We start from the raw sequence: 23,231 nt of genomic DNA, 5'->3' as shown, positions 1-23,231 counted from the left end.
GTCGCTACAAAATTCAGCCTTTTCGTCTCTTTAAAAATAATTTAGATCACCTTTTAGGATGATAAAGGAAAATTTATGCTTGTATTAGGGTGGGATACTTACCTGCGCGCTTTCCTTTTTCATTCAGTTTTTACAACACAACTTTGTTCTTTAACCTTGCAATTCTTTGTCACAATGGGAACAAATCCGTATAATACGTTCTTATTTAGTGAATAGTGATGTATCAATCAGAAGCCGAGTCCTCTCCTTTAAAAACCACGCAGCATTTTGCCATTTTGGATGGCCTCAGAGGAATAGCAGCAATCGCAGTGGTTATCTTTCATTTTATGGAAATAATATTTCCAGATCCGAGTAAGAACTTTATTGCTCATGCCTATCTGGCCGTTGATTTCTTTTTCTGTTTGTCAGGTTTTGTGATTGCTTATGCCTATGATCAGAAACTACCACAAATAGGCATTGCGACATTCTTTACGTTACGACTTATTCGTTTACACCCTCTGGTGCTCATTGGTTCGATCATTGGATTACTTAGTTTTGTATTTGATCCATTCAGTAATTTGTTTGCTAAATACACAGGTCAATCAATACTGTTGTTTATTACATCCTGACTGATGATTCCTTATCCAATTGTCGGAGAACGGTATTTTAATTTGTTTCATCTCAATCCACCCTCCTGGTCATTGTTTTGGGAGTATGTTGCCAATATAGTATATGCGTTTATTCTTGTCAGGTTACCTGATAAAATAATCAGGGTCTTAACAGTCTTTTCAGCAGTAGCTATTGTCTATGAATCCTATATGTCCGGCTCTTTAATTGTAGGTTGGAGTGGAGATACTTTTTTAGGTGGGGCCATCCGTGTTTCTTATTCCTTTATCATAGGCATACTGGTGTATCGTTCTAAATGGATAATTCAGTCCCGTTTCGGACTTATTCCAGTAGGGATATTGTTGATGTTTAAAAACGGAATCAGCCAGGGAGCTACTTATCAGGCACTACAAAATAATACCTTTATTTTGTAGTGCCTGATAACCTAATTAGTTAACCCTTAAAAACAAATTAACAGTCAATATATTCTTAAGGACTAGCTATCTAATAGTCATATTATCAATATATTACAGCAAATAGAGACTTGTGCTATTGAAAATTAACTCTTATTACCCGAAAGGGAATAAAAGGCATCGTAGTGACAAGTTTTGCAGGCAGTATCGTTTTTTTAAGACCTTTACTGCCTGTCATTCAATGGGTAACAACTAGTTTTTGATGCTGTACTTTGCCCGCCGATTGTACCCTAACCACGTAGATGCCCGGCGCTAACCGATGTTGCTGGTTAATCGCAAGCTGTCCTGTCTGCTCGCTGTCTATCTGCCATTCGACCAGATTACCTTTCAGGTCATAGATTTCTACTACAGAGGCAGTATTCCCGTTTGGCGAAAATTGCACCATCACCGAGCCATCCGACGGATTAGGATAAAGTATAAAACTAATTTCGTCCAGCGCCAGTTCTTTTACTCCTTCCCTGGCCGAAGAGCCTGCGGGAACAATCTGAATAATTGATATCATTGCGCGACTGATGCTACTGATAAAGTCAATAGTAAGCACACCATCGTTGACTGTCACGGGGAAGTTGCGTGACAAAGCCCGGTTAGAGCCACCAGCAATAGCAAATACATCCAGATTTGCCAGTTCGGTTTCACCGCCTTCTAAATTGACCGAGAATACCCGCTGACCAGGTGCTGTAAAGAACAATTCAGCAAAATTGAGATAGACCTGATACTGACCGTTTTTGATCGGGATATTATAAGAGAAATTCTCCCCGCTGCGGAAGGTGAGATAGAGAATATCATTGGTGGTGTTAGCAATGTCTCCGGCATTAATGGCTCTCGGTTGGCTACCACTGGTAAAATACCTATCACCAATGTAGTTGCGTGCTATTTTTCCATTCACAGTAGTTACTGCTGGACCGCCGCAGTTGATGCGTAATGTAGGTAGGTTGAGCTGACCAGCCACTTGTACATGGGCAGTAACCACGCTGCTGCTGGCAATTACCTGCCCACCACGTAAGGCTCGTAAACGGAAAGAACGGAGTGAATCGGCCTGACCGCGTTTTATCTTAAGCATGAGTGCATTGGTATTAGCAGCCAGCGTGTCCATCGTTTGCCATGCGCCGGCCTGACTGCCCAGGATAGTTTCCAGTACAAAGCCGGTTTCGTCGCCAATATAGTTCCACTTTAAGCTGAAGGCTGCTGTATCGGGCTTGGTTTTTGCCACATCTAGCGCAACCGTGAGTTTTACAAGCAACAAATCAAAGATGTAAGCTCTTCCGTTTTGGGCATTTCCAGGAGAGCTTCCAAAGCCACTTTCACCCACTACTACCCGGTTATTTAGCACGGCTACCGAATTACCAAAGGTTACCCCTCTGCCAACATTAATGGAAGTCAGTTTGGCCGTTTGCGTCCAGGAGCTGCCTTCCTGACTGTATACGTAGGCCGCCCCCGCATTCTCCTGGGTTAAATCCGCCAGGAAAGCTCCAACTACTATGGTATGGTTGTCAATCGTTACTGCATTGCCAAACCGGTCTTCGTCCTTACCATCACCGGCAGTGAGCTTGGCGGCTTGTGTCCAATCGCTACCCATTAAGGCATATATATACGTAGCTCCCTGGTAGGCATTACCGTTTACGTTCGCCCCTGCTGCCCCGATCACCAACCGATCGCTTTGCATAGCTAAAGAACAGCCGAATCCATCTCCCTCTGCCCCATCAGTAGCCGTGAGTTTAGCCGTTTGCATCCAACTACCGCCATTCGCATTGAACAGATAGACGGCTCCCTGGGCTCCACTGGTGCCTTCGTAAATCAAAGCATCAATTCCCGTTGCTCCAACCGCGATGGTTTGGTTATTTATTGCTACTGAAGTGCCAAATCTGTCCGGCTGATCATTGGTGTTAAGTTTAGTCGTCTGTGTCCAGGCATTTCCATTGCGAGTATATAGATAAGCGGCATTCCGGGCACCAATAACAATTTTAGTTCCATCTGTAGCAACAGAGAGACCAAACCCGTCTCCCGGTGCGGCATCACTGGGTATGAGTTTGGCGGTTTGTGTCCAGCTATTGTTGTTACGCATATACACATAAGCAGCTCCTTGTCCATTACTGCTGAAAGTTATTCCAGGAGCACCAATCACAATTATGTCTCCTGACAAAGCCAATGACCACCCAAAATCATCAGACCTGCCCCCGATACCTGAGACATTACCGTCAACGGAGAGGACTTGAGTAAGTGACCACTGTCCATTGTTTGTGCCATATACATACACTACCTCCTGACTTCCGTCGTAGGTGCCGGGTTGGCCTATAATCACAGTGTTATCCTTTGTAGCTACGGATCGACCAAACGCTGCTCCTTTCAACCTACCGCTCCCAACAGGTCTTACACTGGTATCCAGTTCAACTGTTGGCTGGGCAAAGGTAGGAGATAAAACAAGTGACATACCTAGAAAAACAATCATAAAAAACCATCCGTTCTGACTAAACGTACCGGACAGAAAAGAGGTGGCACAATGGCTACATTTGGATACAGAGAATCGTAGTTTCATGGAAATAAAGGTTAAAAAAGTGAATTTGCAGGAGTTTTTTAATTCGTCCGGGAGGATTGGTTCCGTTTATCAATGTGCAATCGTGTTATTGACCTGTCAGCGTACAAGCAAACGGGTTTATGTCTTTAACACAAATTGCAAATAAAAACTCTGATTATCAATGCTTTATTGTATCTGGAGACTAAAAGCAGACTTTTCCTGCCCAGATTTCCATGCATCCTCCGACTCACCTGACATCTGTCTCTTTACTTAATATCCATCACAGCAGAAAGACCCTAGCCAGAAAGAAGAATTATTTTTAAAGTTGCCATCCATTAATCATTATTTCATTTCCTGAGTGCAAAAAACGTCTATTTTCGGACATTATTTTATAGTTAGACCAACCCTCCAAAGATTTTAAATGAATAGAGTCAACTGTAGATTTTAATAATGAAGCTGTTTAAACAAATTAGTAAAGGCTACAAATACATCTTTTGGGCTAAGCCTTCGCCTATTTTTCGGCCCATAGCCGCTGGCTATGTTGCGATTGGCCTATAAGTAAATATCTTGGCCCGCCCCAAAATCTGTTTCGCTGCTTTATAATTTGTTTAAACAGCTTCAATTAATATATAGGATAAGTGTGGAGATTGTATTGAAGAAAGTAGTCATATTCTCCTAAGTATATTCTCCAAATGAAAATAAGCAATAGGATATGATTAAATACAAAGCATTATATGCAACTGATTAAGTTTTTCTTAATACCTGAACAGAAATAGTAAGTAATATCTAAAAACACAAAAGGCATTATGTGTAGATTTTATGGACTAATTTATACTACTAGACAATTTAAGTAAGGGATAAAAAAATAGAGTCAAAAAGGAGAAATTTGTAGTGGCTAAACAAACAAAAAACTCCCCATGACTCTACTATCCAAACTTAGTCGATTGAAAGGAAAATACCATATTAAAAATCCAGCCAAGAAACATCACATGGGAATGAGCATGCAACCAGTACGGGTATTGGAAACTCAGCGGAACTGCTATGGATTGAAGATATCCAATTTGCATATAACGCAGAAAGACACCTATTCCTGCAGCAAGAAACAACCAGCAGAATGAGATTTGCAGGTCCCCACTTGAGAAAAAGTGCTTTATAGTCTTTTTTCATAGATTCTTTTTATTCCTGCAATACTATCTGTTTTTCAGCCTTTTTCGTCTTTTTAAAATAACTTAGGTCTCATCTTCAAGCGGCAAAGGTAAATGTTTTCTATATTTTGAGTGTGTAGACAGAAACAAATACGTATTATGCGTTCTCATTTAGTGAATAGTAATGTATCAATCAGAAGCCGAACCCTCTCTTTTAAAAACCACGCAGCATTTTGCCATTTTGGATGGCCTCAGAGGAATAGCAGCAATCGCAGTGGTTATCTTTCATTTTATGGAAATAATATTTCCAGATCCGAGTAAGAACTTTATTGCTCATGCCTATCTGGCCGTTGACTTCTTTTTTTGTTTGTCAGGTTTTGTGATTGCCTATGCCTATGATCAGAAACTACCACAAATAGGCATTTCGGCATTCTTTACGTTACGACTTATTCGCTTACACCCTCTGGTAATCATTGGTTCAGTTATTGGACTACTTGGGTTTATATTTGATCCATTCAGCAACTTGTTTGATAAATACACAAGCCAATCAGTGCTGCTGTTTGTTACCTCTTGCTTAATGATTCCTTATCCAATTGTTGGAGAACGGTATTTTAATTTGTTTCATCTCAATCCACCCTCCTGGTCATTGTTTTGGGAATATGTTGCCAATATAGTATATGCCTTTATTCTTGTCAGACTACCTAACAAAATAATCTGGGCTTTAGCACTTATTTCAGCAGTGGCTATTATCTATGAATCCTATGTATCCGGTTCTTTGATTGTAGGTTGGAGTGGAGATACTTTTTTAGGTGGGGCCATCCGGGTTTCTTATTCCTTTATCATAGGGATTCTGGTGTATCGTTCTAAATGGATAATTCAGTCCCGTTTCGGACTTATTCCAGTAGGGATATTGCTGATGCTTAGCTTTTTGGCACCCTTTGTGAAGAGTGTCAACTGGGCTGTAGACCCTCTGATTGTGCTGTTTTATTTTCCTTTTCTGGTCTCATTAGGAGCCGGTGCCCATTTATCTAATGCTCTTACCAAAGTCTGTAATTTTGCAGGCAAAATCTCCTATCCCTTGTATATGACTCACTACCCTTTTCTATGGATATTTCTGAGTTATGTAGAAGCTAAAAAGCCTACACTTGATCAGATGATACTTATTGCTATGGTGGGGACTGTGCTACTAATTGTATGGGCTTATCTCATTATGATTCTGCTGGATATTCCTATTCGCACTTATATGAAAAATAAGCTGATAAAACGTATGGTTTAATAATTCTCAAAAAATTATAATAGAATAATGCTGATGTTTGACTAATCCTGCTTCATCCCAATGTAAACATAACCCCAACACAGGAAGACGGCTGGCAAATCTTGCCTGGAGTTTCATAGATACCAGGAACTACTTTTTATTCCAGAAAACAAATCGCCTACTGCGCAGAAACATTGCACAGTAGGCGATTTGTTTTGAAACGGATTTAGGAAATAAGGTTTGACTAACTTCTTACACTCCGTTTCAAAAACATATGTATTGCATACAAAATACAACTATAAAAACTATGAATGAAAAACATGTAGAATGCCTGCTGATGAAGAACTCTGTTGAAATGTTAACCGATTTCTTTATGGTACTATCGGATGGGTATAATCCGGCGTTGATTTATGTAACATTAACCTTGGACCGAAATCTGGATGAAAGAGAATATTTTGTACTCCCTAAGCATTTGGGAGGAAATAACGAGCAAGAAAATCGACGTCACTTTGAATACATTAATGAGACAAGAACCCCTGTTTCATCTGTATCTAAACGAATCATTGAAAACTTTCAATCGTGTCTGGACCATCTAATTATATGTAATCAGGCACCAACTCTTTTTCAAAGCAAGTATCATATGGATAATTTACATCAGATCATCGAAAAGGTTCAGAATCAGATTATTCATATTGTTGAAGACTGGCAGGCTACTACACATGAGTATTACATTAGTTATGAGCAGCGGTTTTTATGTATTCAGGGACAGGACAAATCGCTTATGCTTAATTTTGGTTGCTACATTCACTAAATCTACTCTCAATAGCTTCTACATCATTTATGAAATGGACCATCAGTGCCTACAGTAAACTTCCAGGCAATCCGACTGGACATGTACCTTTTCTGGAAAGCGAATTACAGACTTACCTGGTTACACATGATTATCAACTTCCCTATAACTCAAAACAGATAATCAGTGAGGCAAAGGTTCAGTATGAATATGTGATAACGAATCGTCAGTATGTTATGGAAATAGAAATCCAGTGTACTACCTGGAAGCCATTTGTCAATAGAGAGTATCCACAAATTGTAGTGCTTATAGAAGATTTCTTTAAGCTATCCAGTAATTACTGGTATTATCTGGAAACATTAACTCCTACAGAGTCAGAAGCTATTGAACTTCTTGGCCGAACAACAGAGCCATTGATGATAAAGGAAAGAATTGATCAGTTTGATCTAACAATCCCTCCAATAGTTCCTCACATCGAAGTAATAGGTATATATAACAATCAGCAAACAGATATTTATTCAGGAACATCTATCCAGTACAAAGACGTTACAGACTTTTGGATATCGTATATCGCCTGGATAAGTAATGGTCAAGTTGAACAGAATAATCTAGCCTTACTCCAAAATGCTACTTTTTTCAATAGTTCTTTCTATGGAAGCTGTATTCCTGTACCTCTGGCAGAGGTTGCTGGCAAAATTGTGGAGATTCAACACTTTGTCAAAGATTTTGATCCAAATGCCATCAAAGGATGTTTGCTGATGCGGAAAGACTGGTATGACAATGTTTATCTTTTTGATCTGGGATCAAAATACATTGTACACAATTGGTGGACAGGGGAGTAAAACGAAACAGTAGTATTTCCCAGCCAGTCTCAATGGCAACCCATAAAAAGATAACATACGATCATACAATAAGGTCATGCCAAATCCAGAAACAATCATCAGACAGTTTATAGCTAATTTTGTTATCAAAGAAAGAAGAGAACGAAGTCTTCTTGAGTTGTCAACTCCCAAACGAAGGGCATCTTTTATAAGAAGATTTAACCATACATGGGAGAATGTAGTACAGATGAAATACCTGCATAAGATCGAAAAAGAGTTTACCTATCCCGAAGATATTCAGGAGTTGCTTGGCTTCAAAGAGAAAGATTTGTGTTACGTAATTTCTCATTATGAGGATGTGGATAATCAGATACTGACATTTGCAGAAGCATTTGATGCTATCTATGGGCGGGGATTTGCCTCAATCATTATGAATTTATCTGCCACTACAATCTATCTTCAAACTGAACAAGTACAAGGGCCACCCAACCGGTTTATAGGCATGAGAATCGACAAATAACAAATTATTGGTGAGTTATAATTCTGAAAGTAGATTCAATTATTCGTCTTAATCCAAATATAATGGCAACATCTACTCCTCATCCTTAGGAATATTTTTTTCCAAAGGATGAGAAATAAAAATAAGGATAAAATCAGATCCTTTTTATATACACCCTAAACTATCAACTTAAGCTGATTTGTTTTTCTCCTATTTATTTTTTGTCCTTCTGAAAGAAACTTGTGACAAATAGAGCCATATTTCTTTCTGAGAGAAAAAATCATCTCTAGTCGGAGAGGCCGTCGGTCTTGCCATGGGTTTCTTTCAGGAGGACAGGAAGGGGAAGTACAGGAACAAGGAGTAATACTTTTAGAAGGATAGAGAGGGAAAACGTAAAAGATTGTTTTCTCTAAAACCCCTATTTCTGAAAAAGTTACGGAACAAGTTACGGCTTAGTTCCAGTTCTGTATATCCATTATTCCTTTCAATCGGGTTCTTTCATCTTCCATTTTATCACTCAAACCCAACTGTTCAATGATGTGATAGCTGTTTACAACTGCATCTTTGAACCAGGGCATTTCTTTGCTTACGTGCAACAACTTGGCAAACCCTTTCATTACTTCCTTGTTTTGAATCAAGTAAAATGCATGCTCAGTTCGAAAATGTGGACTATAGTAAAATTCTTCTACAGCCCAATCCCAAACCCCTGGCGTTACATTTTCATCGCTTTTCAGCCAGCCAATTGCATAGATGGGGGAGTTGACAATATCTCCATCAAAACCAAGCAGATCCTGTAGTGGTAAGTTTGCTGGTTGGTTTTTGGGAAGCTTTTCTGCTAAAATTTCCTGATACAACTCGTGTGCTTTGTCGTGTTTGCCCATCACATGCAGTGTATCAGCCAAGATGCGTTTGCTTCTGATAGAGGTGCTATCCAGTTCAAGCGCTTTCTGGCAATTACGTTCTGCCTCTTCGTAACGGGTTAAGATAAAATTTGTTCGTGCCAATGCATTCCAGAAATCCGGGTCTTGTTCATCAGCCTCTTGCTTGTGTTCTGTGGCAATCTGTAAGGCTCGTTCAGAGTATCTATCATCATTGAATCTTTCCATCACTTGCCATAAAACTAATTGATTACCTATCTGTGAGTCCAGTAATCTATAAATAATACCTCGTCTGTCTGCCAGTGATTGTACGGTTCGCCATTCATTAAATTGTTCCGGAAAGCCGACTGCAAACGGAATCACTTCATTTGTTTCTTTATGGCGTGCCCGAATGTTAACCTGCACTCCTGGTTGTGAGATATATCGTGCAGTTGTAGCAAATATCTCATTTTCAAACCTATCTATTTCAGCCTGTAGTTGCAGATCTGGCTGGTTGTTCTCAGGTTTATCTTTTTTATTTTTAAAGAAATCAAATACTCCCATGTGTTAGTAATAGTTTGTTTCATGCAAATTAGATTAAATGGTTAAATTGTCTAAAAGCTATAACTTTTTTCAAGACACCACAAGTATTTGTGTTAGTTCTGCCATAAACACACATACTTGTTTTCAAGGATATACTCTAAACAGTTGTATATTGATATAACTAACTTACTGAAACTTGTATTCTGCAAGAAAGAATTGTACTTTTCCATTTTTTAATACACATAGGATGTTATCTACTATACAAGAAAAGAAAAATGTGTTTCGGTTATTACAAACAGGACAAATAGAGAATATTTTTCTCGGTTTAGAAATCGTGAAATCGTTACAAATCGATATTGAAGAATTTACTGAGGATATAAAAATACTCTATCAGTGGTCTACCAATCAGAAAAAAAAGAAAATGTCTCTTGTTAGCATGTTGGTATATTTGTTTGCAAATGATTCATTAACAATTTCTGTAGATGGTCAACCAGCTATACCACCTCAGATCCACTATTTGGCTCATTTAACCAGCTTGTCATTATCTAACAGAAAAACGTTACATATTCCCAGTGAAATCGGGCAGATTGCAAACTTAAAGAAGCTTTATATTCACCATACTCATTTAACTAGTCTTCCCTCTGCAATTGGCAATTTGAGACAACTGGAATTTTTATGGGCAAGATCCAATCATATAGAACATTTGCCTGAGGCCATTGGTCAATTGGAAGAGTTAAAAGTATTATTATTGGATTACAATAGTTTAAAAGAATTGCCTTCGGAAATTGTACAATTGAAAAATCTTGTCACATTTGAGCTACATAATAATCAATTACAGAAATTGCCTTATCACATAGACCGTTTATCCAGCTTAGAAAACTTCAAACTCTCTACTAACAACCTACAGAGCCTCCCTGATGAAATAGGAAACTTATCTAAACTCCGTTTGTTAAGTATTGATAATAATCAACTAGCCAGTATTCCTAAAAGTATTGGGGATCTGCATAATCTGGAAGAATTAAGAATACAGCATAACCAACTAACCAGTTTGCCTGAAGAAATTTGCTTTCTCTCAAAATTGAAAACTATTCAGCTACATGACAATCCAGGAAGCGAGTATATGCAGGAACAAGTCCGTCATTGGCTCCCTAACTGTGAGACAGATTTTGATCTACCATTTTAGCTTGGTAAATAGTGTTCCTCAGTCCTTGGTTCCGCAGCTTCTTCTGTAAATACCAGAGTGGGATGAAATAGCTGTTGATAAATAATGAGTACACCTACCATCAACATACATTGTACTATTCCCATTATCGCTGCACCTTTCCCATAGTTAGAGGAATCAAAAATCAAAGCTATCAACATCCATATAAATTTGATTGAAATAAGACCCATCAGCCAATAAAATCCCTGAGGAGAAGAGGCAAAATATAAAAGCAGAAAACTTTGAACAAGTAAGACAATCACCATAATAGATTCTATCTGAGAGCTAGCACCATGCCCTTTAAACAAAACCAATAAATGATACAACGTATATAAGATATTCCCCCCAACAATAAGCCAGATTAGTAACTGATTGGTATTACTATGCCAATCGTTCATCATCGTTCGGTAAGTATAAGCTGACTCTTCGTCTGTCTTTTCTTTAGAGAAGGTTAGTACCAGAAAAGGAATCAGATTCACAACAGGTATAAAAGAAACTATACATGTCCAGCTTATCTTTTTATGAAGAGTTACTAACCGTTGTATAAGAATGTTGCGGCAGACGTATATCAGAGGTAAAAAGAGAAGAACCGAATATGGAATAAAAATCCACTTATAAGCAGGAGAATATGGTACATTATGCTGTAGGATCAGAGATAAAGTTTTACCTATGAAAAACAGATTCCCACATACACATAAATAGGTTATTCCAAAACCAAGCGCAAAAGCCCGCCTTGAGATACTTTTAGTACTGATATTCAAAAATATCAAAAGATTTTTCTTGTTTTCTGAAACGAGCCAGTTTTCAAAAGTAAACAATAACAGATGATAAAGATAGGGCAGAAGAAATGTGAGGAGGAAACCAAGAATACTAACCTGCATAGAAACATTGTTTTGCTGCTCAACTTTAAAAATCATCCATCCCAGATATTCTCGAAAAAAATAGGTATCGGTAAATGTATATTCAACATAATTCATTGAGGTGGTGAGACATGAAAATGTCAGATAAAATAAATAGTACCATCCGATTTGTTTCCTGTTGCGAATAAATCCCAGGAGCAATATAGCTAAAGGAAATATGACAAGTAATGAAAGTGACCTTGACCAGCTATCTGTGCTTGTAATACTGACATCAGCACTAAGGTGCAAGGCAGTTTCTGCTACTCCCCAGACACCGATCACCAGTAAAGCTCTTTTATAGTTCTTCTCCAGCAGCAATTGCCACACCCAAAGAAATCCATAAGGAATAAGTATTACATCATCTGCAAATGGTGCATTTTGTTGAAAAAAGTACATCTGTACGATTTTAAATACAACAAAAACCAATCCTGGAATGTAGCATCTGGATAAAATAGATTTTTGATAATCAGTTAAATACATAGTAAAAAGATAGGAATGAATATGTGTTAGATTTCTCTATATATTCAGGCTGTACATTTTATGTTACTGATAGGGATGATTTTTTAAGGCAAATTCATGAAAGAAAAAGGGTAAACCTGTAACATATTCGAATAAAGCTGATGCTAATGCTTTACTTTCTTATTTATACATGTAGAGATAAGATCGAATTTTTATCAGGAAGCAAAATCTGCAAAACCAAATTCTGTACTTTTTAGAGTCATATAAATTATCCCTCATCTCTCTCAAAAAAATATTTATCTCTATAAATTTAGTAGGAAATACTTGCAAATACACTAATCACCTTTTACATTTGCTTATCCTCTAATTAATGCCCACCAACTTAATTAGATGCTCCTGATTCCTGGGGCATAGGCAGTTATTGATCAGACGAGGTATTCTATAAAGCCTGTCAATAATTGCTAAAGTTTTATCAAACACCCAAAACAAATTAGAAAGCTCAAACTCAACTAGAGTTTATTCTACTCATTTGGTTGAATTGTATGGCTTATTGATTCACATTTTTATCTGTACTTCGTATGAAACAAATCCTACTTCTTCTTTTTGTAGCAGTTCTGTTGCCGTTTGGAACGCCACTACATGCACAGTCAGGCAATAAACCTGAACAACTCACACTGGATGCCTTCGAGCAAAAGCTACGTACTACAACACATCCTCAGATTCTGGATGTCCGTACACCTGCTGAATTTTCAGAAAATCACCTGAAAGGAGCTATAAACCTGAGTGTGGCAGATTCCATTGGCTTTAAAAAGGGAGTTAGCTTGCTTGATAAACAACAACCCGTTTTTGTGTATTCAATTAACAATGGACGTAGTGGTCAGGTTGCAAAACAATTACGTAATCAAGGCTTCTCTAGTGTATATGAATTGCCAGGAGGTATAGCCCATTGGTTGGGAGCTGGTAAACCTGTAGAAACAAAAGCAGGTAAAGGACTGGCTCAACAGGAGTATAACCAACTGGTGGCATCAAATGAACTAGTACTGGTTGAAATTGGCTCTAAATATTGTGGAGGTTGTAAAAAGCTGGCGCCTGTGGTAGATACAGTTGCCAATGAGCATGCGTCTACCTTGAAACTTGTTAAGATTGAATTATATGACAACCGTCAACTGGCAAGCCAGCTTCAAATTGAGTCTGTACCTACTCTAATCTTATATAAAAATAACAAGCCTGTATGGAGACAATCCGGTGGGATCACTAAACCAGAAATTGAGCAGGCACTGAATAAAGCCTTATAATAGAACCTCATAATACTAAATAACTAATCGCCCTATCTGCATGGATAAACTCCTTTCATAGGGCGATTTCTTATATATCTGATGATAGACACAACACACTATTCGTCATCCAGATGATGCCATTCATGAGAACACTCTCCTTTGCACCACTTTTCCCGACGAAGTGTATCGGAAGCCTTAAATATACTCAGCATTACAATAAATGATTTGCGATATTCTGTAGCAGGAAGTTTGCTTATCTTCTGAAATGCCAGAGAAAGATTATTTTTTTGAAAAATGACTACTGGAGTCATCGTTTTCTTTATAGGTGCCTCTTCAATTCCCTGTACTATCGTTTCAGGTGTAGGACCTGATTGAGACAGATAAAACATCATATGATACATAGCTTTTTTCTGTTGCTCCTCATCCAGGCAATCATACCACTGAATCCCATCTTCCAATGGAAGTTTATTCTGGGCAATTTTATTTTACAAAACTTCCTCAGGAGATAACATATCTGCAAGCTTTTCTACAATACAATTTATACATTGGAAATAGGCTAAGTTACACTCTATTGTTGATTAACTGAAAACAGAGCATGTATATCTGATTAGGGTTAGTTTCCATCCAACTGAATTTTTTGTGAGCCTCCTTTTAATGTCAGTGTTTTAGAATTCCAGATCAGTTCTCCTTCAACTCCTTGAGGTAAGGCTATTTCTCCTTTGATCTGTTTTCCTTTTTTTTCAAGACGAAGAGTAATCTTGCCTGTAGGATGAGGCATGCTTGCCTTAATCCATGATAAATGACCAAAATTCGGAGCTATTTGTACACGCTTAAATCCTGGTTGTGCAGGCTCAATTCCACATACAGTGGCTAACAGATCGTAGGTAGGGCTGGCACTCCACCCATGACAGTCTGATCGGGTAGGTTCGGGGCGTTCTGCAAAAGTGGTTAACCCTAAATCTATCATATGATACCATGGGGTAAGTAGTCTGAGGTATTCGTTACCCAAGCCAGCTTTTTTAAAGGCTTGAATCAAATAAAAGCGGTAATAGAGGGTACATTGAATGATGCTGGTGTCCTTTTCTATCTGTAGTAGTAATTTCTTTTCATCCTTTTTAGGAATAGTACCGGTTAGCACTGCCAACGCATTCACATGCTGGCTAAACACTGTTTTTTCAGGTGTGTCCGCCATCATTCCTTTTGTCTGATCCCAACATGTTTTATAGGTAGTGATTCTTATCTTTTGTTCGAGCTGATCAAGTCTTTTTGCTTCTTCAACCTTACCAAAAGCATAATACAAGTCCCTTGCCTTTTGCAGAGCATAAACATACTGTAAGGTTAAAATTGCAGAATTCCCTTCCAAGGCTCCGGAAGGTATTCCACTTATATTTTCGTCTCCTTTCCAGGGCCACTCTTTAGGCCAGTCCACAAAGTTCCAGTAGGGCATTTGAGTTAGCATTTGTTGCTGGTTTATATACCTGCTATGCCATTGTATAATTTCCTCAACTGCGGGTAAAAAACGCTTTACATAATCCGGATCACTGCCTAGCATCCAGTAATCATGCAGCATAGCAATCCAGAAAAGAGAAAATGGAGGAATAATCTGTTTCTTACCAGAAGGGTAGCGGCTTTGGGTAAGCCCTTCTGGAATACGTGACTGATCAAACTGCTCAAGCGCATTTTTCATCAGTCTGTCATCTCCTGAAACATACAATGAAATCAGTGCCTGAATACGTGTATCTCCAATATATTGCAATTGCTCATAGTAGGGGCAATCCATATAGGTTTCAAATGCACATAAGCGGCTTGTACGCCAACCAACTTCCCATATAGTATGTAGGTTCGTATCACTGGAAGTAAAACTTGCCTTCTCCATAAAAGGATAGGCTGTGAAACGACTGTTATACGTATGAATGGTTAATGGAAACTGAGCATTTTCTATCTTGAGTTCTACATACCGAAATGTGCGGTAATACAATGGACAAAAAAGTCTTTTATCTCCTCCATCCAGTATAAATACATCTTTGTCTCCCTTGCTATGCTTTCCTTCTATTTCATTACGATTTCCTTTTACACCATTTGTATCAGAATACAATGCTTCTGAATAGGTAACGGTTATCGTACACCCTTTTCCTCCACTTACCACTAACTGCGGATAAGCTGTTGTCAGTACACCCTGATCAATCAGGAGTGTACCTTTTTGTTGGGAAGATAGATATAATGGATGATTACCTCTTAAAAATCTGTCGTCTACTGCTATTCCCTCGGCTCTTCTGATATGAGCAAAAATCTGTTGTTTTTCTTCCATAATTGGAATGTTACGTGGCAACAACTGCCTTTCTGATGCGCTAGCGTGATGAACAGAAATCGCTTTTTCTGTTTCAATGGCGTACATCCATGTATCATCGGCATAGTCTGGATCTTGCCAGCCCCACGGATATTTTTCAGATGTAATGTGATCGAATGGCCCGGTAATATGTAATGTGCTGATAAGGGGGCTATAGGCTTGGTTCTTAATTACTTTCCAGGTCGTGTCCGTATTGATAATCGAGGCTGCTCCAATACCTTCTACCCACAAGCCTGTCTGCAATGACAGTTGTGCCCATGCCATCCCTTCTCCCTGATTCCATACCTGAATGGCAATACTATTACTGCCTTTATGAAGATACGATGCAATATCCATTGTATCATACCTCCAGTGAGTGAGGTCAGAGCGTTGGGGACCAGAAAGTACAGATACTCCGTTTACATACAACAGATAACGGTTATCTGCCGAAATCCGGATAGTAAATGACTCCGGTTTTGATGCTAAGTCTACTCTTTTTCTGAAATGGTAAACGCCATAGGTGGTCAAAGAAACCTTGGGAGGGGCAATCCAACTGGCTTTAAAATGTATTTCGTTTTTGGGAAGAGGCGTTTTCTGTGCAAAGAGAGCACAACTATATAACAGGGTTACTATAAATGTTATATTTTTATTCATAAGTCAGTAAACTACACAAAGAATTGTGAAGTACTTTGTTGAAGTAGTATGAAAAAGGATCTAGAAAAGGATCAAACTCATATATCCTATCAGTAGTAGTGGGTATGAACACTTTTTGTCCATGTAAAAAACAAAAGGATATGCAACTGATACACGACCAGCTACATACCCTTTAACCCCCTTTTCTTAATTCCAATCGTCCGCAATGTCACTTGCGACAGCCGAATTAGTTAATTTCTCAGCTTCGGGAATTGGTAACAGTAAGTACTTGTCTGTTAACGGTTGTGAGCCAATAGCTGCCTGTTTTTCAGGATTGATAGTCTGTTTGGCAATACCCCAGCGATTCAGATCAAACCAGCGGGATTGTTCACCACATAATTCCAGTTGTCTTTCACGCATCAGCAGCTTCATCGCTTCGGTTTGGTTACCCAGTTGTGTATAAGGAAAAGCATTCACACGAACACGCACCTGGTTGATCAGTGGTAGTGCCGCTTCCATATTGGATTGCTGGATGTAGGACTCTGCCAGTAACAACAGGACATCGGCAAAGCGAATTACCTGAGAATTGATATTACTTTGTGGACCTCCAAACTGTTCTACCACTTCGTAATTTTCATATTTACGCCACCGGTATCCTGCTGCTTCAAACGGGTAGGGGAATGGTCCGCCATTGGGCGAGTTGGCTGCATAGGAAGGCAGTGGAGTTATCTTGCTGGCAGGACATGTCTGACAGAAATCTGTATCGCCACCACTGGCAGCATCTCCATAAAAAGTCAATTTCGCACGAGGGTCTGTATAGGATTCTCCCTCTTCGTCCAAATAGGTAAACGCCTGCACGGCAGCGTTGGAAATAAATACATTTCGCCAATCGTTCCATCCATACTCTTGTGCACGACCTGAGTGGGTGGCAAGTCCACCCCATGCTTCCTGTCCACCAAAATAATAGGTTTGTTGTCCAGTCGCAGCATCTACCCATTTATGAGGTATATCAAAAACCGTTTCGGGACTCGTGCCATTGCTTTCAGAAAACTGATTGTCAAAATTCGGATTTAACGCATACGCAAAAGGCGGCTTGGTAAGTTTTTCCAGCTCAGTAGAAGCAAGAGCATATTTTTTCTGATACAGATAGGCCTTGCCAAGCAAGGCAATGGCAGCACCTTGTGTGGCACGACCCAGGTCTGCACTGGCATACGTTACAGGCAAACCTTCAATAGCTGCCTTCAGGTCTGCTTCCACAGCTTCCCAACCCTCGGCAATCGTGGCTCGCGGAGCCGCATAAGCTGTTGAACTAAAGTAATCTGGTCTGAGTGGTACTCGTCCCCATAATGCAACTAGCTGAAACTCGGCAAACCCTTTCAGAAAGTGAGCTTCCGCGAGGTACTGATTCTTTTTAGTTATCTCTTCTGGAAGCTCTGGCGACCATTGTCCGGCTTTGTCAATTACCAGATTAGCACGATAGATCATGCGGTAGAGTGACCCCCACAAGCTGGTTATCTGTTGTTGGGTAGTACCATAGCTATAATCGTGCAATTGTAAGAGATCCCCCAGTAACGGGGCATCCCGCTCAGCATCGTTACCCAGTAAGTCAAATAGAAAATACCAGTCACGGGAATACATGCCCTGATGCAGGAATACAGAATAAGTTGCAATAACAGCTTCGTTGAATTGAGTAGCTGTTTTAAAATAGGTAGCATCACTATAGGCATTTTGATTTTTTATATCAAGCGCATCATTTGAGCAGCTACTAGCCAGTAAAAGTCCAGCTGCTAGTAGGGATAAGGTTATTTTTTTCATAGGTGGAAAGTCAAAACAGATTAATCGAATTGAAAGTACATTCATTAAAAACCGAGTTGCAAGCCTACCAGAAACGTACGTGGTTGAGGATACTGCCCCTGATCGATGCCACGTGCAAACAGGAACGATTGTCCACTGACTTCCGGATCATATCCACTGTATTTGGTTATAGTAAACAGGTTCTGGGCTGTTACATACATACGTATACTGGAAACAGCATTACCCATCCAACGATGCAATACAGCCGATGGGACTCCGTACCCCAGTGTTACATTTCGCACGCGCAGGTAAGATCCATCCTCTACAAAGCGGTCTGAAGGACGCAGGTTCAGATTGCTGTTGGCATTTTGGCCTGCTCTGGGTATGGAGGTAATATCTCCTTCTTTGCGCCAGCGATCCAATACAGCTGTGCTGGAGTTAAAAGGACGGGTAGTGCCTTCTGTCCAATACCGGAGTGCATTCACAGTCTGAACACCACCAATTCCCTGTAAAGAAACCATCAGATCAAAGGAATGATATGACAGGTTTACATTCGCTCCATAGTTCCATTTCGGAATGGGGCTGCCTAGAAACGTCTGATCTTTTTCGTTTACCACTCCATCATTGTTCAGATCCTGGAAGATAATATCGCCTGGTTTGAGATTAGCCTGGTAGACAGTGCTTTTTCCTCCTGAACGTTCCTGTGCCAGTTTATTGTAGGCATCCACATCGGCCTGGCTGATAGCTACATGATCAGTCTTGTACCCGTAAAAGGCTCCGATCGGATGTCCGGGCTCTGTGCGGGTCATGGCAGACACGCCAGCATAACCACCCCCAGTGATTGGTACAGCATTCTGAGTACCAAGTGTCGTTACCTGGTTTTTGTTATAGGCTCCATTTGCGCTAATACTAAACTGCAGCGGGCCCACTTGTCCATTGTAGGTAGCACTTACTTCCAGACCTCGGTTATATGCTGAGGCGGCATTGGTGAGGATAGCAGTCGGAATGTACCCGGTGCCTCCTACACCTGTAGAAGGAGGAATATTTACATTCACCAGCAAGCCATCATTCTGCCGATTATAATAATCCACGGTCAGATTTAATCGATCTTCCCACAGCCCAAGATCTATTCCCACATCAGTTTGAGTAGTTTCTTCCCAGCCTAAGTTAGGATTGGAGGCAGCGCCAATAGTTGCGCCCCTTACATAAATCTTGTCAGGTCCAAGCGAATAGACAATGTTATTGGCGACCCCTTTAAAGACGAGTGGCTCATACGAAAACGGTGGAATACTGGCATTGCCTGTTTTGCCCCAACTAGCCCGAAGCTTCAAGGACGACACAGAAGTAAGACCACTCATAAACGGTTCCTCATTGACTTTCCAGCCTAAGCCCACCGATGGGAAATTGCCAAAACGTTTGCTGGGTCCAAATACAGATACTCCATCCCTACGCAAGGTGAAAGAGAGCAGATATCGGTCGCGGAAAGAATAATTGACCCGACCAAAATAAGATATCAGAGCGGAAGTGGCTGCTCCTGCGGCTGTTCCTCCGGCAGGGTTCAGGTTCGCTTTACTTACTACGCCAATCTGGGTAATATCATAGTTGTTAAACCCACTTCCTGACAAGCTAACAGAACGAGCAGCGCCAGGATCACGATATGAATTTCCTAGCGTAGCAGACACCATATGTTTACCCCAGTGCTTGTTATAGCTCAAAATATTTTCCAGTAATGGAAACAAACTCCATCCATATCCTTCAATAATCCCATCTGGATTGGTTAGATTACCGTTCTTATTGGCCTGGATGAAATCATACCCACTGCCATATCCAATATTGAGCGATGCCTGAGAACGAAACTTTAATCCGTTTAAAATGTCGATTTCGCCAAAGAACTGAGCATAATTGAGCCAGCTTCTATCCTTTTTATCACGTAGAAATACATTTGTTAATGGATTGAAAGAGTCGTTAAGGTCATTGATGGTTGTTACCCTTGAATACCCTCCGAGATTGGTTGGATCGTAGACAGGTGCATAGGGAGGCATACGCAAGGCAGCTGTGAAGTCTGGAGTGGTGCCAGTACGTAGTGTATAACGCATATTCAGGCTTTGCCCCAAACGGATATGCTTTCCTATATTTTCTTCCAGATTTATTAATAGATTCAGTCGCTTGAAGTTATACCCCACCTCAATACTCTCCTGATTGGTGTATCCTGCTGCTATGGTGTATAACACTTTATCAGTTCCTCCAGACAAACTCAGGTGATGCTCCTGTAATTTTGCTGTCTGGAAAATAACGTCCTGCCAGTCGGTGCGGTCTACCAATACATCCGGTGTATTCAGTTTATCCGGAATTTTTGTGTTTTGAACCGCAGCAATGTCTTTTACCAGATCTATGTATTGACTGGCATTAAGCAGATCTAGTTTCTTCCAGGCTTGTGAAATACCATAATAGCCGTCATAAGCAATCCGCAGGGCACCACTTTTGGCTCGTTTGGTAGTTACCTGTACTACACCATTGGCTCCCTGTGCTCCATATATAGCCACAGATGAAGCGTCCTTAAGTACAGTAATACTCTCAATATCATAAGGACTCAATGAGTTGAATGTTCCGGCGTCACTCTGAATACCATCAATAACATATAGAGGGGCAACACTTGAGAAAGAACCAGTACCTCTGATAACTATATTGGTACCAGATCCTGGTACACCACTGTTATTGACAACCTGAACACCCGCAATTTTTCCCTGGATAAGCTGGTTCACCGTACTTACATTGACATCTCCAAATTCTTTGCGGCCTGCTACAGCAACAGAGCCAACCAGATCTTTCTTTTGCTGAGTACCGTATCCTACAACTACAACTTGTTCAAGTGTCTGGATATCAGGCTCTAGTTGTATGTCAATAATGGAAAGCTTATCTGTAGTTCTTTCCAGTGATAGATATCCTACAAAGCTGAAGATCAATGTAGCCCCTTCTGGTACTGAAATTTGGTACTTGCCATCTTTATCAGTGGTAGTGCCATTGGTAGTTCCTTTGATAAGTACACTAACTCCTGGCATAGGTGCGCCATCTTCTGAGCGAACAGTACCCGAAACAGGGATATCTGCTTTTAGTTTTATCCCGACATCCGTTAAAGACGGGATGTGTACGGGTAATGCATAGCCAGGTGAGGTATAGCAGATTGCAAATACCAACTGACTAAAAATGAGTATTCTTTTTTTCATTCTTGTTAAATAGATAAAGTGGTAAACAAACTGCACTCTTTAACAATGAATGGTTGGCTCACCAAGTAAGCTTCTCTTCTGGAAGAAGAAAGTTACTCAGTGGAAAAGCGATAGGCTTATTCTGTGCAGAAAGGAAGATGAGTAAATCAGAAATTGGGTACAGAGCAGGATAATTAGTAAGAGTAGCATCAACTCAGTGTCAAAATTATGGTTTTACATTAGAACCATAGATAGACGGAAGCCAGAATGATAAAAACCAATACACCTATCAGTACAAATTCCATTGCCCAAAGCCAGCTAAACCTTCCTGTGGGGAGTCGCCAAAGCATTCGTTTTTTAAACAGTGACATAATTGAACAGTTCTGATGTATGGTTTTTAATCGATTACAGGTACTTGTTTTAGAAGCACTTCCTGAAAGAGTATTTCTTTGATAGTGTCAAAAGTAGCTGGAAAGGCTACTTTTGTATGGGACGCTATTTGCAAAGTATCGTACTCAGCTTGCACTTGTATGTTTTTCTTGCTAAACATAGAATTGGAAGTGGAGTTTGTAACAGATATGACAATTCTGGGGAGAGAATCCCCATGTCCTGTTTTACTATTTTGTATCAAGCTATAGTATTTCTACATCAGACAGTGATTTTTAAGCTTACTGCGAAGTCGGGATAGTGCCCTTGTAATCAATGCTTCTACCGACTTTGAAGTAATTTCTAGTTCTGTAGCAATTTCTTCGAGGCTTTTGCCTTCTACACGTTTGAGTACATAGGCCCGTCGACATTGTGCAGGAAGTTGCTCTACTACCTGTTCCACCTGTGCATATAGTTCATTGAAATGCAATGTTTCAAAGGGATTATAGGCAGAAGCTACTGCCTGCATGTTGATACCCTCCAGTGGAGCTGTCCGATTTAGATTCCATTTGAGGTAGTTATAGGCACGATGCCGTACAGACTTATAGAGATACGCACGATAGGAATAGGTGATCTGCTCGAATGTCCTATTTTGTATAAAAGCAGCAAACACCTCAGCAACTATATCTTCTGCGACCTCTCTGGAGTGTACAAACCGCAAGGTATGATTACATAGGTTGACATAATATCTTCGAAACAAAAGCTCGCAGCCCTTCTTCGTGTTTTGGGCAAAAGCTGACCGGATTAAACATTCATCGTTCATACTTTAGCCTCCTCCCCAGGTGTACAGCATTCGGATAGCAACAAACAGGTTGAAGGGGTAACGGTTCTGAACATGAGTTTCATGTCATTAAACAAGGTATGAAAAGTTGTCAAAGGAGACGTTTTCCTGGAATACTGGCATAATGAATAGCCAGGTAGGGCATAGTCAGCAGTATATGCCCAATAGCTTAAAAAGGGTAGTTGTTTTTTCATTCCTGTTAGTTTTGATAAAGTGGTAAAAAATATCACTCTTTAACAATGAATGGTTACTTCACCAAGTGCACTCTCTTCTGTTGGAAAAGAGTAACCGATCTAACAGCAACAGGCTGATTTTTGCAGGAAAGATGGAAAAAGTGGAATTTGAGAATAAAAGTAAGTGAAAGAAGTATATGGGAAAATCAACTTGATCTCAAGTCATGGTTTTACATCAGAACCATAGGTAGACAGAAACCAGAATGATAAAAACCAATACACCTATCAGCACAAATTCCATTGCCCAAAGCCAGCTAAACCTTCCTGTGGGGAGTCGCCAAAGCATTCGTTTTTTAAACAGTGACATAATTGAACAGTTCTGATGTATGGTTTTTAATCGATTACAGGTACTTGTTTTAGAAGCACTTCCTGAAAGAGTATTTCTTTGATAGTGTCAAAAGTAGCTGGAAAGGCTACTTTTGTATGGGACGCTATTTGCAAAGTATCGTACTCAGTTTGCAATTATCAATTTTTTTAGCTAAACAGATGCTTTCAGATTAGGTTAATTCCGCTGTTGTT

At 39.9% G+C, this 23,231-nt stretch carries 21 protein-coding genes; 9 read left to right on the top strand and 12 right to left on the bottom strand.

Features of this window, described 5'->3' with window-relative positions:
- The first annotated feature begins 218 nt into the window (after positions 1 to 218).
- Complete coding sequence (locus QNI15_RS36225) at positions 219 to 608, top strand: acyltransferase family protein (protein WP_314004668.1); 390 nt, start codon at positions 219 to 221, stop codon at positions 606 to 608.
- Between the two features lie 3 nt (positions 609 to 611).
- A complete protein-coding gene (locus tag QNI15_RS36220; RefSeq protein WP_314004666.1) occupies positions 612 to 1,019 on the top strand; it encodes a hypothetical protein in 408 nt (135 codons plus the stop codon).
- A 217-nt stretch (positions 1,020 to 1,236) separates the two neighbouring features.
- On the opposite strand, the gene QNI15_RS36215 is transcribed toward QNI15_RS36220, so the two are convergent.
- On the bottom strand, positions 1,237 to 3,591 hold the full coding sequence (locus tag QNI15_RS36215) for a malectin domain-containing carbohydrate-binding protein (protein ID WP_314036830.1): 2,355 nt from the start codon (positions 3,589 to 3,591) through the stop codon (positions 1,237 to 1,239).
- A gap of 896 nt (positions 3,592 to 4,487) precedes the next feature.
- Here QNI15_RS36215 and QNI15_RS36210 point away from each other — a divergent pair.
- The 5 genes from QNI15_RS36210 (at position 4,488) to QNI15_RS36190 (ending at position 8,101) form a co-directional block, all read left to right on the top strand.
- Complete coding sequence (locus QNI15_RS36210) at positions 4,488 to 4,688, top strand: hypothetical protein (RefSeq protein ID WP_314004663.1); 201 nt, start codon at positions 4,488 to 4,490, stop codon at positions 4,686 to 4,688.
- A gap of 211 nt (positions 4,689 to 4,899) precedes the next feature.
- Positions 4,900 to 5,991, top strand: a complete 1,092-nt coding sequence (locus QNI15_RS36205) for an acyltransferase family protein (RefSeq protein WP_314036828.1) — start codon at positions 4,900 to 4,902, stop codon at positions 5,989 to 5,991.
- A 286-nt stretch (positions 5,992 to 6,277) separates the two neighbouring features.
- Complete coding sequence (locus QNI15_RS36200) at positions 6,278 to 6,781, top strand: hypothetical protein (protein ID WP_314004659.1); 504 nt, start codon at positions 6,278 to 6,280, stop codon at positions 6,779 to 6,781.
- A gap of 29 nt (positions 6,782 to 6,810) precedes the next feature.
- On the top strand, positions 6,811 to 7,602 hold the full coding sequence (locus QNI15_RS36195) for a hypothetical protein (protein WP_314004657.1): 792 nt from the start codon (positions 6,811 to 6,813) through the stop codon (positions 7,600 to 7,602).
- Between the two features lie 76 nt (positions 7,603 to 7,678).
- Entirely contained in the window at positions 7,679 to 8,101 is a 423-nt protein-coding gene (locus QNI15_RS36190) for a hypothetical protein (RefSeq protein WP_314004655.1), read from the top strand.
- Positions 8,102 to 8,532: 431 nt separating this feature from the next.
- Here the strand turns inward: QNI15_RS36190 and QNI15_RS36185 are convergent, their stop codons facing one another.
- Positions 8,533 to 9,501, bottom strand: a complete 969-nt coding sequence (locus tag QNI15_RS36185; RefSeq protein WP_314004654.1) for a tetratricopeptide repeat protein — start codon at positions 9,499 to 9,501, stop codon at positions 8,533 to 8,535.
- A gap of 313 nt (positions 9,502 to 9,814) precedes the next feature.
- On the opposite strand from QNI15_RS36185, the gene QNI15_RS36180 reads away from it, so the two are divergent.
- The gene (locus tag QNI15_RS36180; RefSeq protein ID WP_314036826.1) at positions 9,815 to 10,663 is read left to right on the top strand and encodes a leucine-rich repeat domain-containing protein; all 849 of its coding nucleotides are present in this window, start codon (positions 9,815 to 9,817) and stop codon (positions 10,661 to 10,663) included.
- Here the strand turns inward: QNI15_RS36180 and QNI15_RS36175 are convergent.
- Positions 10,660 to 11,976, bottom strand: a complete 1,317-nt coding sequence (locus tag QNI15_RS36175; protein WP_314036824.1) for a hypothetical protein — start codon at positions 11,974 to 11,976, stop codon at positions 10,660 to 10,662. The genes QNI15_RS36180 and QNI15_RS36175 overlap by 4 nt on opposite strands.
- Before the next feature lie 641 nt (positions 11,977 to 12,617).
- Here QNI15_RS36175 and QNI15_RS36170 point away from each other — a divergent pair.
- A complete protein-coding gene (locus QNI15_RS36170) occupies positions 12,618 to 13,334 on the top strand; it encodes a thioredoxin domain-containing protein (protein WP_314004648.1) in 717 nt (238 codons plus the stop codon).
- A 98-nt stretch (positions 13,335 to 13,432) separates the two neighbouring features.
- Here the strand turns inward: QNI15_RS36170 and QNI15_RS36165 are convergent, their stop codons facing one another.
- From QNI15_RS36165 to QNI15_RS36125, 9 genes are all read right to left on the bottom strand, one after another.
- Complete coding sequence (locus tag QNI15_RS36165; RefSeq protein WP_314036848.1) at positions 13,433 to 13,795, bottom strand: DUF5958 family protein; 363 nt, start codon at positions 13,793 to 13,795, stop codon at positions 13,433 to 13,435.
- A gap of 134 nt (positions 13,796 to 13,929) precedes the next feature.
- Positions 13,930 to 16,296, bottom strand: a complete 2,367-nt coding sequence (locus QNI15_RS36160) for a family 78 glycoside hydrolase catalytic domain (RefSeq protein WP_314036822.1) — start codon at positions 16,294 to 16,296, stop codon at positions 13,930 to 13,932.
- 186 nt (positions 16,297 to 16,482) lie between these two features.
- Complete coding sequence (locus tag QNI15_RS36155; protein ID WP_314036819.1) at positions 16,483 to 18,090, bottom strand: RagB/SusD family nutrient uptake outer membrane protein; 1,608 nt, start codon at positions 18,088 to 18,090, stop codon at positions 16,483 to 16,485.
- A gap of 44 nt (positions 18,091 to 18,134) precedes the next feature.
- Positions 18,135 to 21,293, bottom strand: a complete 3,159-nt coding sequence (locus QNI15_RS36150) for a SusC/RagA family TonB-linked outer membrane protein (protein WP_314036817.1) — start codon at positions 21,291 to 21,293, stop codon at positions 18,135 to 18,137.
- Positions 21,294 to 21,511: 218 nt separating this feature from the next.
- Entirely contained in the window at positions 21,512 to 21,643 is a 132-nt protein-coding gene (locus QNI15_RS36145) for a hypothetical protein (protein WP_313982062.1), read from the bottom strand.
- A gap of 26 nt (positions 21,644 to 21,669) precedes the next feature.
- Positions 21,670 to 21,822: a hypothetical protein gene (locus tag QNI15_RS36140; RefSeq protein WP_314036815.1), complete on the bottom strand. Its 153-nt coding sequence runs from the start codon at positions 21,820 to 21,822 to the stop codon at positions 21,670 to 21,672.
- A 93-nt stretch (positions 21,823 to 21,915) separates the two neighbouring features.
- Entirely contained in the window at positions 21,916 to 22,461 is a 546-nt protein-coding gene (locus QNI15_RS36135) for an RNA polymerase sigma-70 factor (RefSeq protein ID WP_313982064.1), read from the bottom strand.
- Entirely contained in the window at positions 22,458 to 22,673 is a 216-nt protein-coding gene (locus QNI15_RS36130) for a hypothetical protein (RefSeq protein WP_314036813.1), read from the bottom strand. Before QNI15_RS36130 ends, QNI15_RS36135 begins: the two co-directional genes overlap by 4 nt.
- Positions 22,674 to 22,887: 214 nt before the next feature.
- Positions 22,888 to 23,019 carry a hypothetical protein gene (locus QNI15_RS36125; protein WP_314036811.1) on the bottom strand — a complete coding sequence of 44 codons (132 nt, stop codon included), beginning with the start codon at positions 23,017 to 23,019 and terminating at the stop codon, positions 22,888 to 22,890.
- Positions 23,020 to 23,231 lie beyond the last annotated feature (212 nt).

The organism is Xanthocytophaga flava, from assembly GCF_030068545.1.
GTDB classification, from domain to species: domain Bacteria; phylum Bacteroidota; class Bacteroidia; order Cytophagales; family 172606-1; genus Xanthocytophaga; species Xanthocytophaga flava.
The sequence above is the reverse complement of the archived record's forward strand: the minus strand, read 5'-3'. Positions and strand labels throughout refer to the sequence as shown.

Coding starts and splice junctions, on each gene's coding strand:
- QNI15_RS36225 (WP_314004668.1), top strand. CDS start 219: ATGTATCAATCAGAAGCCGAGTCCTCTCCTTTAAAAACCACGCAGCAT.
- QNI15_RS36220 (WP_314004666.1), top strand. CDS start 612: ATGATTCCTTATCCAATTGTCGGAGAACGGTATTTTAATTTGTTTCAT.
- QNI15_RS36215 (WP_314036830.1), bottom strand. CDS start 3,591: ATGAAACTACGATTCTCTGTATCCAAATGTAGCCATTGTGCCACCTCT.
- QNI15_RS36210 (WP_314004663.1), top strand. CDS start 4,488: ATGACTCTACTATCCAAACTTAGTCGATTGAAAGGAAAATACCATATT.
- QNI15_RS36205 (WP_314036828.1), top strand. CDS start 4,900: ATGTATCAATCAGAAGCCGAACCCTCTCTTTTAAAAACCACGCAGCAT.
- QNI15_RS36200 (WP_314004659.1), top strand. CDS start 6,278: ATGAATGAAAAACATGTAGAATGCCTGCTGATGAAGAACTCTGTTGAA.
- QNI15_RS36195 (WP_314004657.1), top strand. CDS start 6,811: ATGAAATGGACCATCAGTGCCTACAGTAAACTTCCAGGCAATCCGACT.
- QNI15_RS36190 (WP_314004655.1), top strand. CDS start 7,679: ATGCCAAATCCAGAAACAATCATCAGACAGTTTATAGCTAATTTTGTT.
- QNI15_RS36185 (WP_314004654.1), bottom strand. CDS start 9,501: ATGGGAGTATTTGATTTCTTTAAAAATAAAAAAGATAAACCTGAGAAC.
- QNI15_RS36175 (WP_314036824.1), bottom strand. CDS start 11,976: ATGTACTTTTTTCAACAAAATGCACCATTTGCAGATGATGTAATACTT.
- QNI15_RS36170 (WP_314004648.1), top strand. CDS start 12,618: ATGAAACAAATCCTACTTCTTCTTTTTGTAGCAGTTCTGTTGCCGTTT.
- QNI15_RS36160 (WP_314036822.1), bottom strand. CDS start 16,296: ATGAATAAAAATATAACATTTATAGTAACCCTGTTATATAGTTGTGCT.
- QNI15_RS36155 (WP_314036819.1), bottom strand. CDS start 18,090: ATGAAAAAAATAACCTTATCCCTACTAGCAGCTGGACTTTTACTGGCT.
- QNI15_RS36150 (WP_314036817.1), bottom strand. CDS start 21,293: ATGAAAAAAAGAATACTCATTTTTAGTCAGTTGGTATTTGCAATCTGC.
- QNI15_RS36145 (WP_313982062.1), bottom strand. CDS start 21,643: ATGTCACTGTTTAAAAAACGAATGCTTTGGCGACTCCCCACAGGAAGG.
- QNI15_RS36140 (WP_314036815.1), bottom strand. CDS start 21,822: ATGTTTAGCAAGAAAAACATACAAGTGCAAGCTGAGTACGATACTTTG.
- QNI15_RS36135 (WP_313982064.1), bottom strand. CDS start 22,461: ATGAACGATGAATGTTTAATCCGGTCAGCTTTTGCCCAAAACACGAAG.
- QNI15_RS36130 (WP_314036813.1), bottom strand. CDS start 22,673: ATGAAAAAACAACTACCCTTTTTAAGCTATTGGGCATATACTGCTGAC.
- QNI15_RS36125 (WP_314036811.1), bottom strand. CDS start 23,019: ATGTCACTGTTTAAAAAACGAATGCTTTGGCGACTCCCCACAGGAAGG.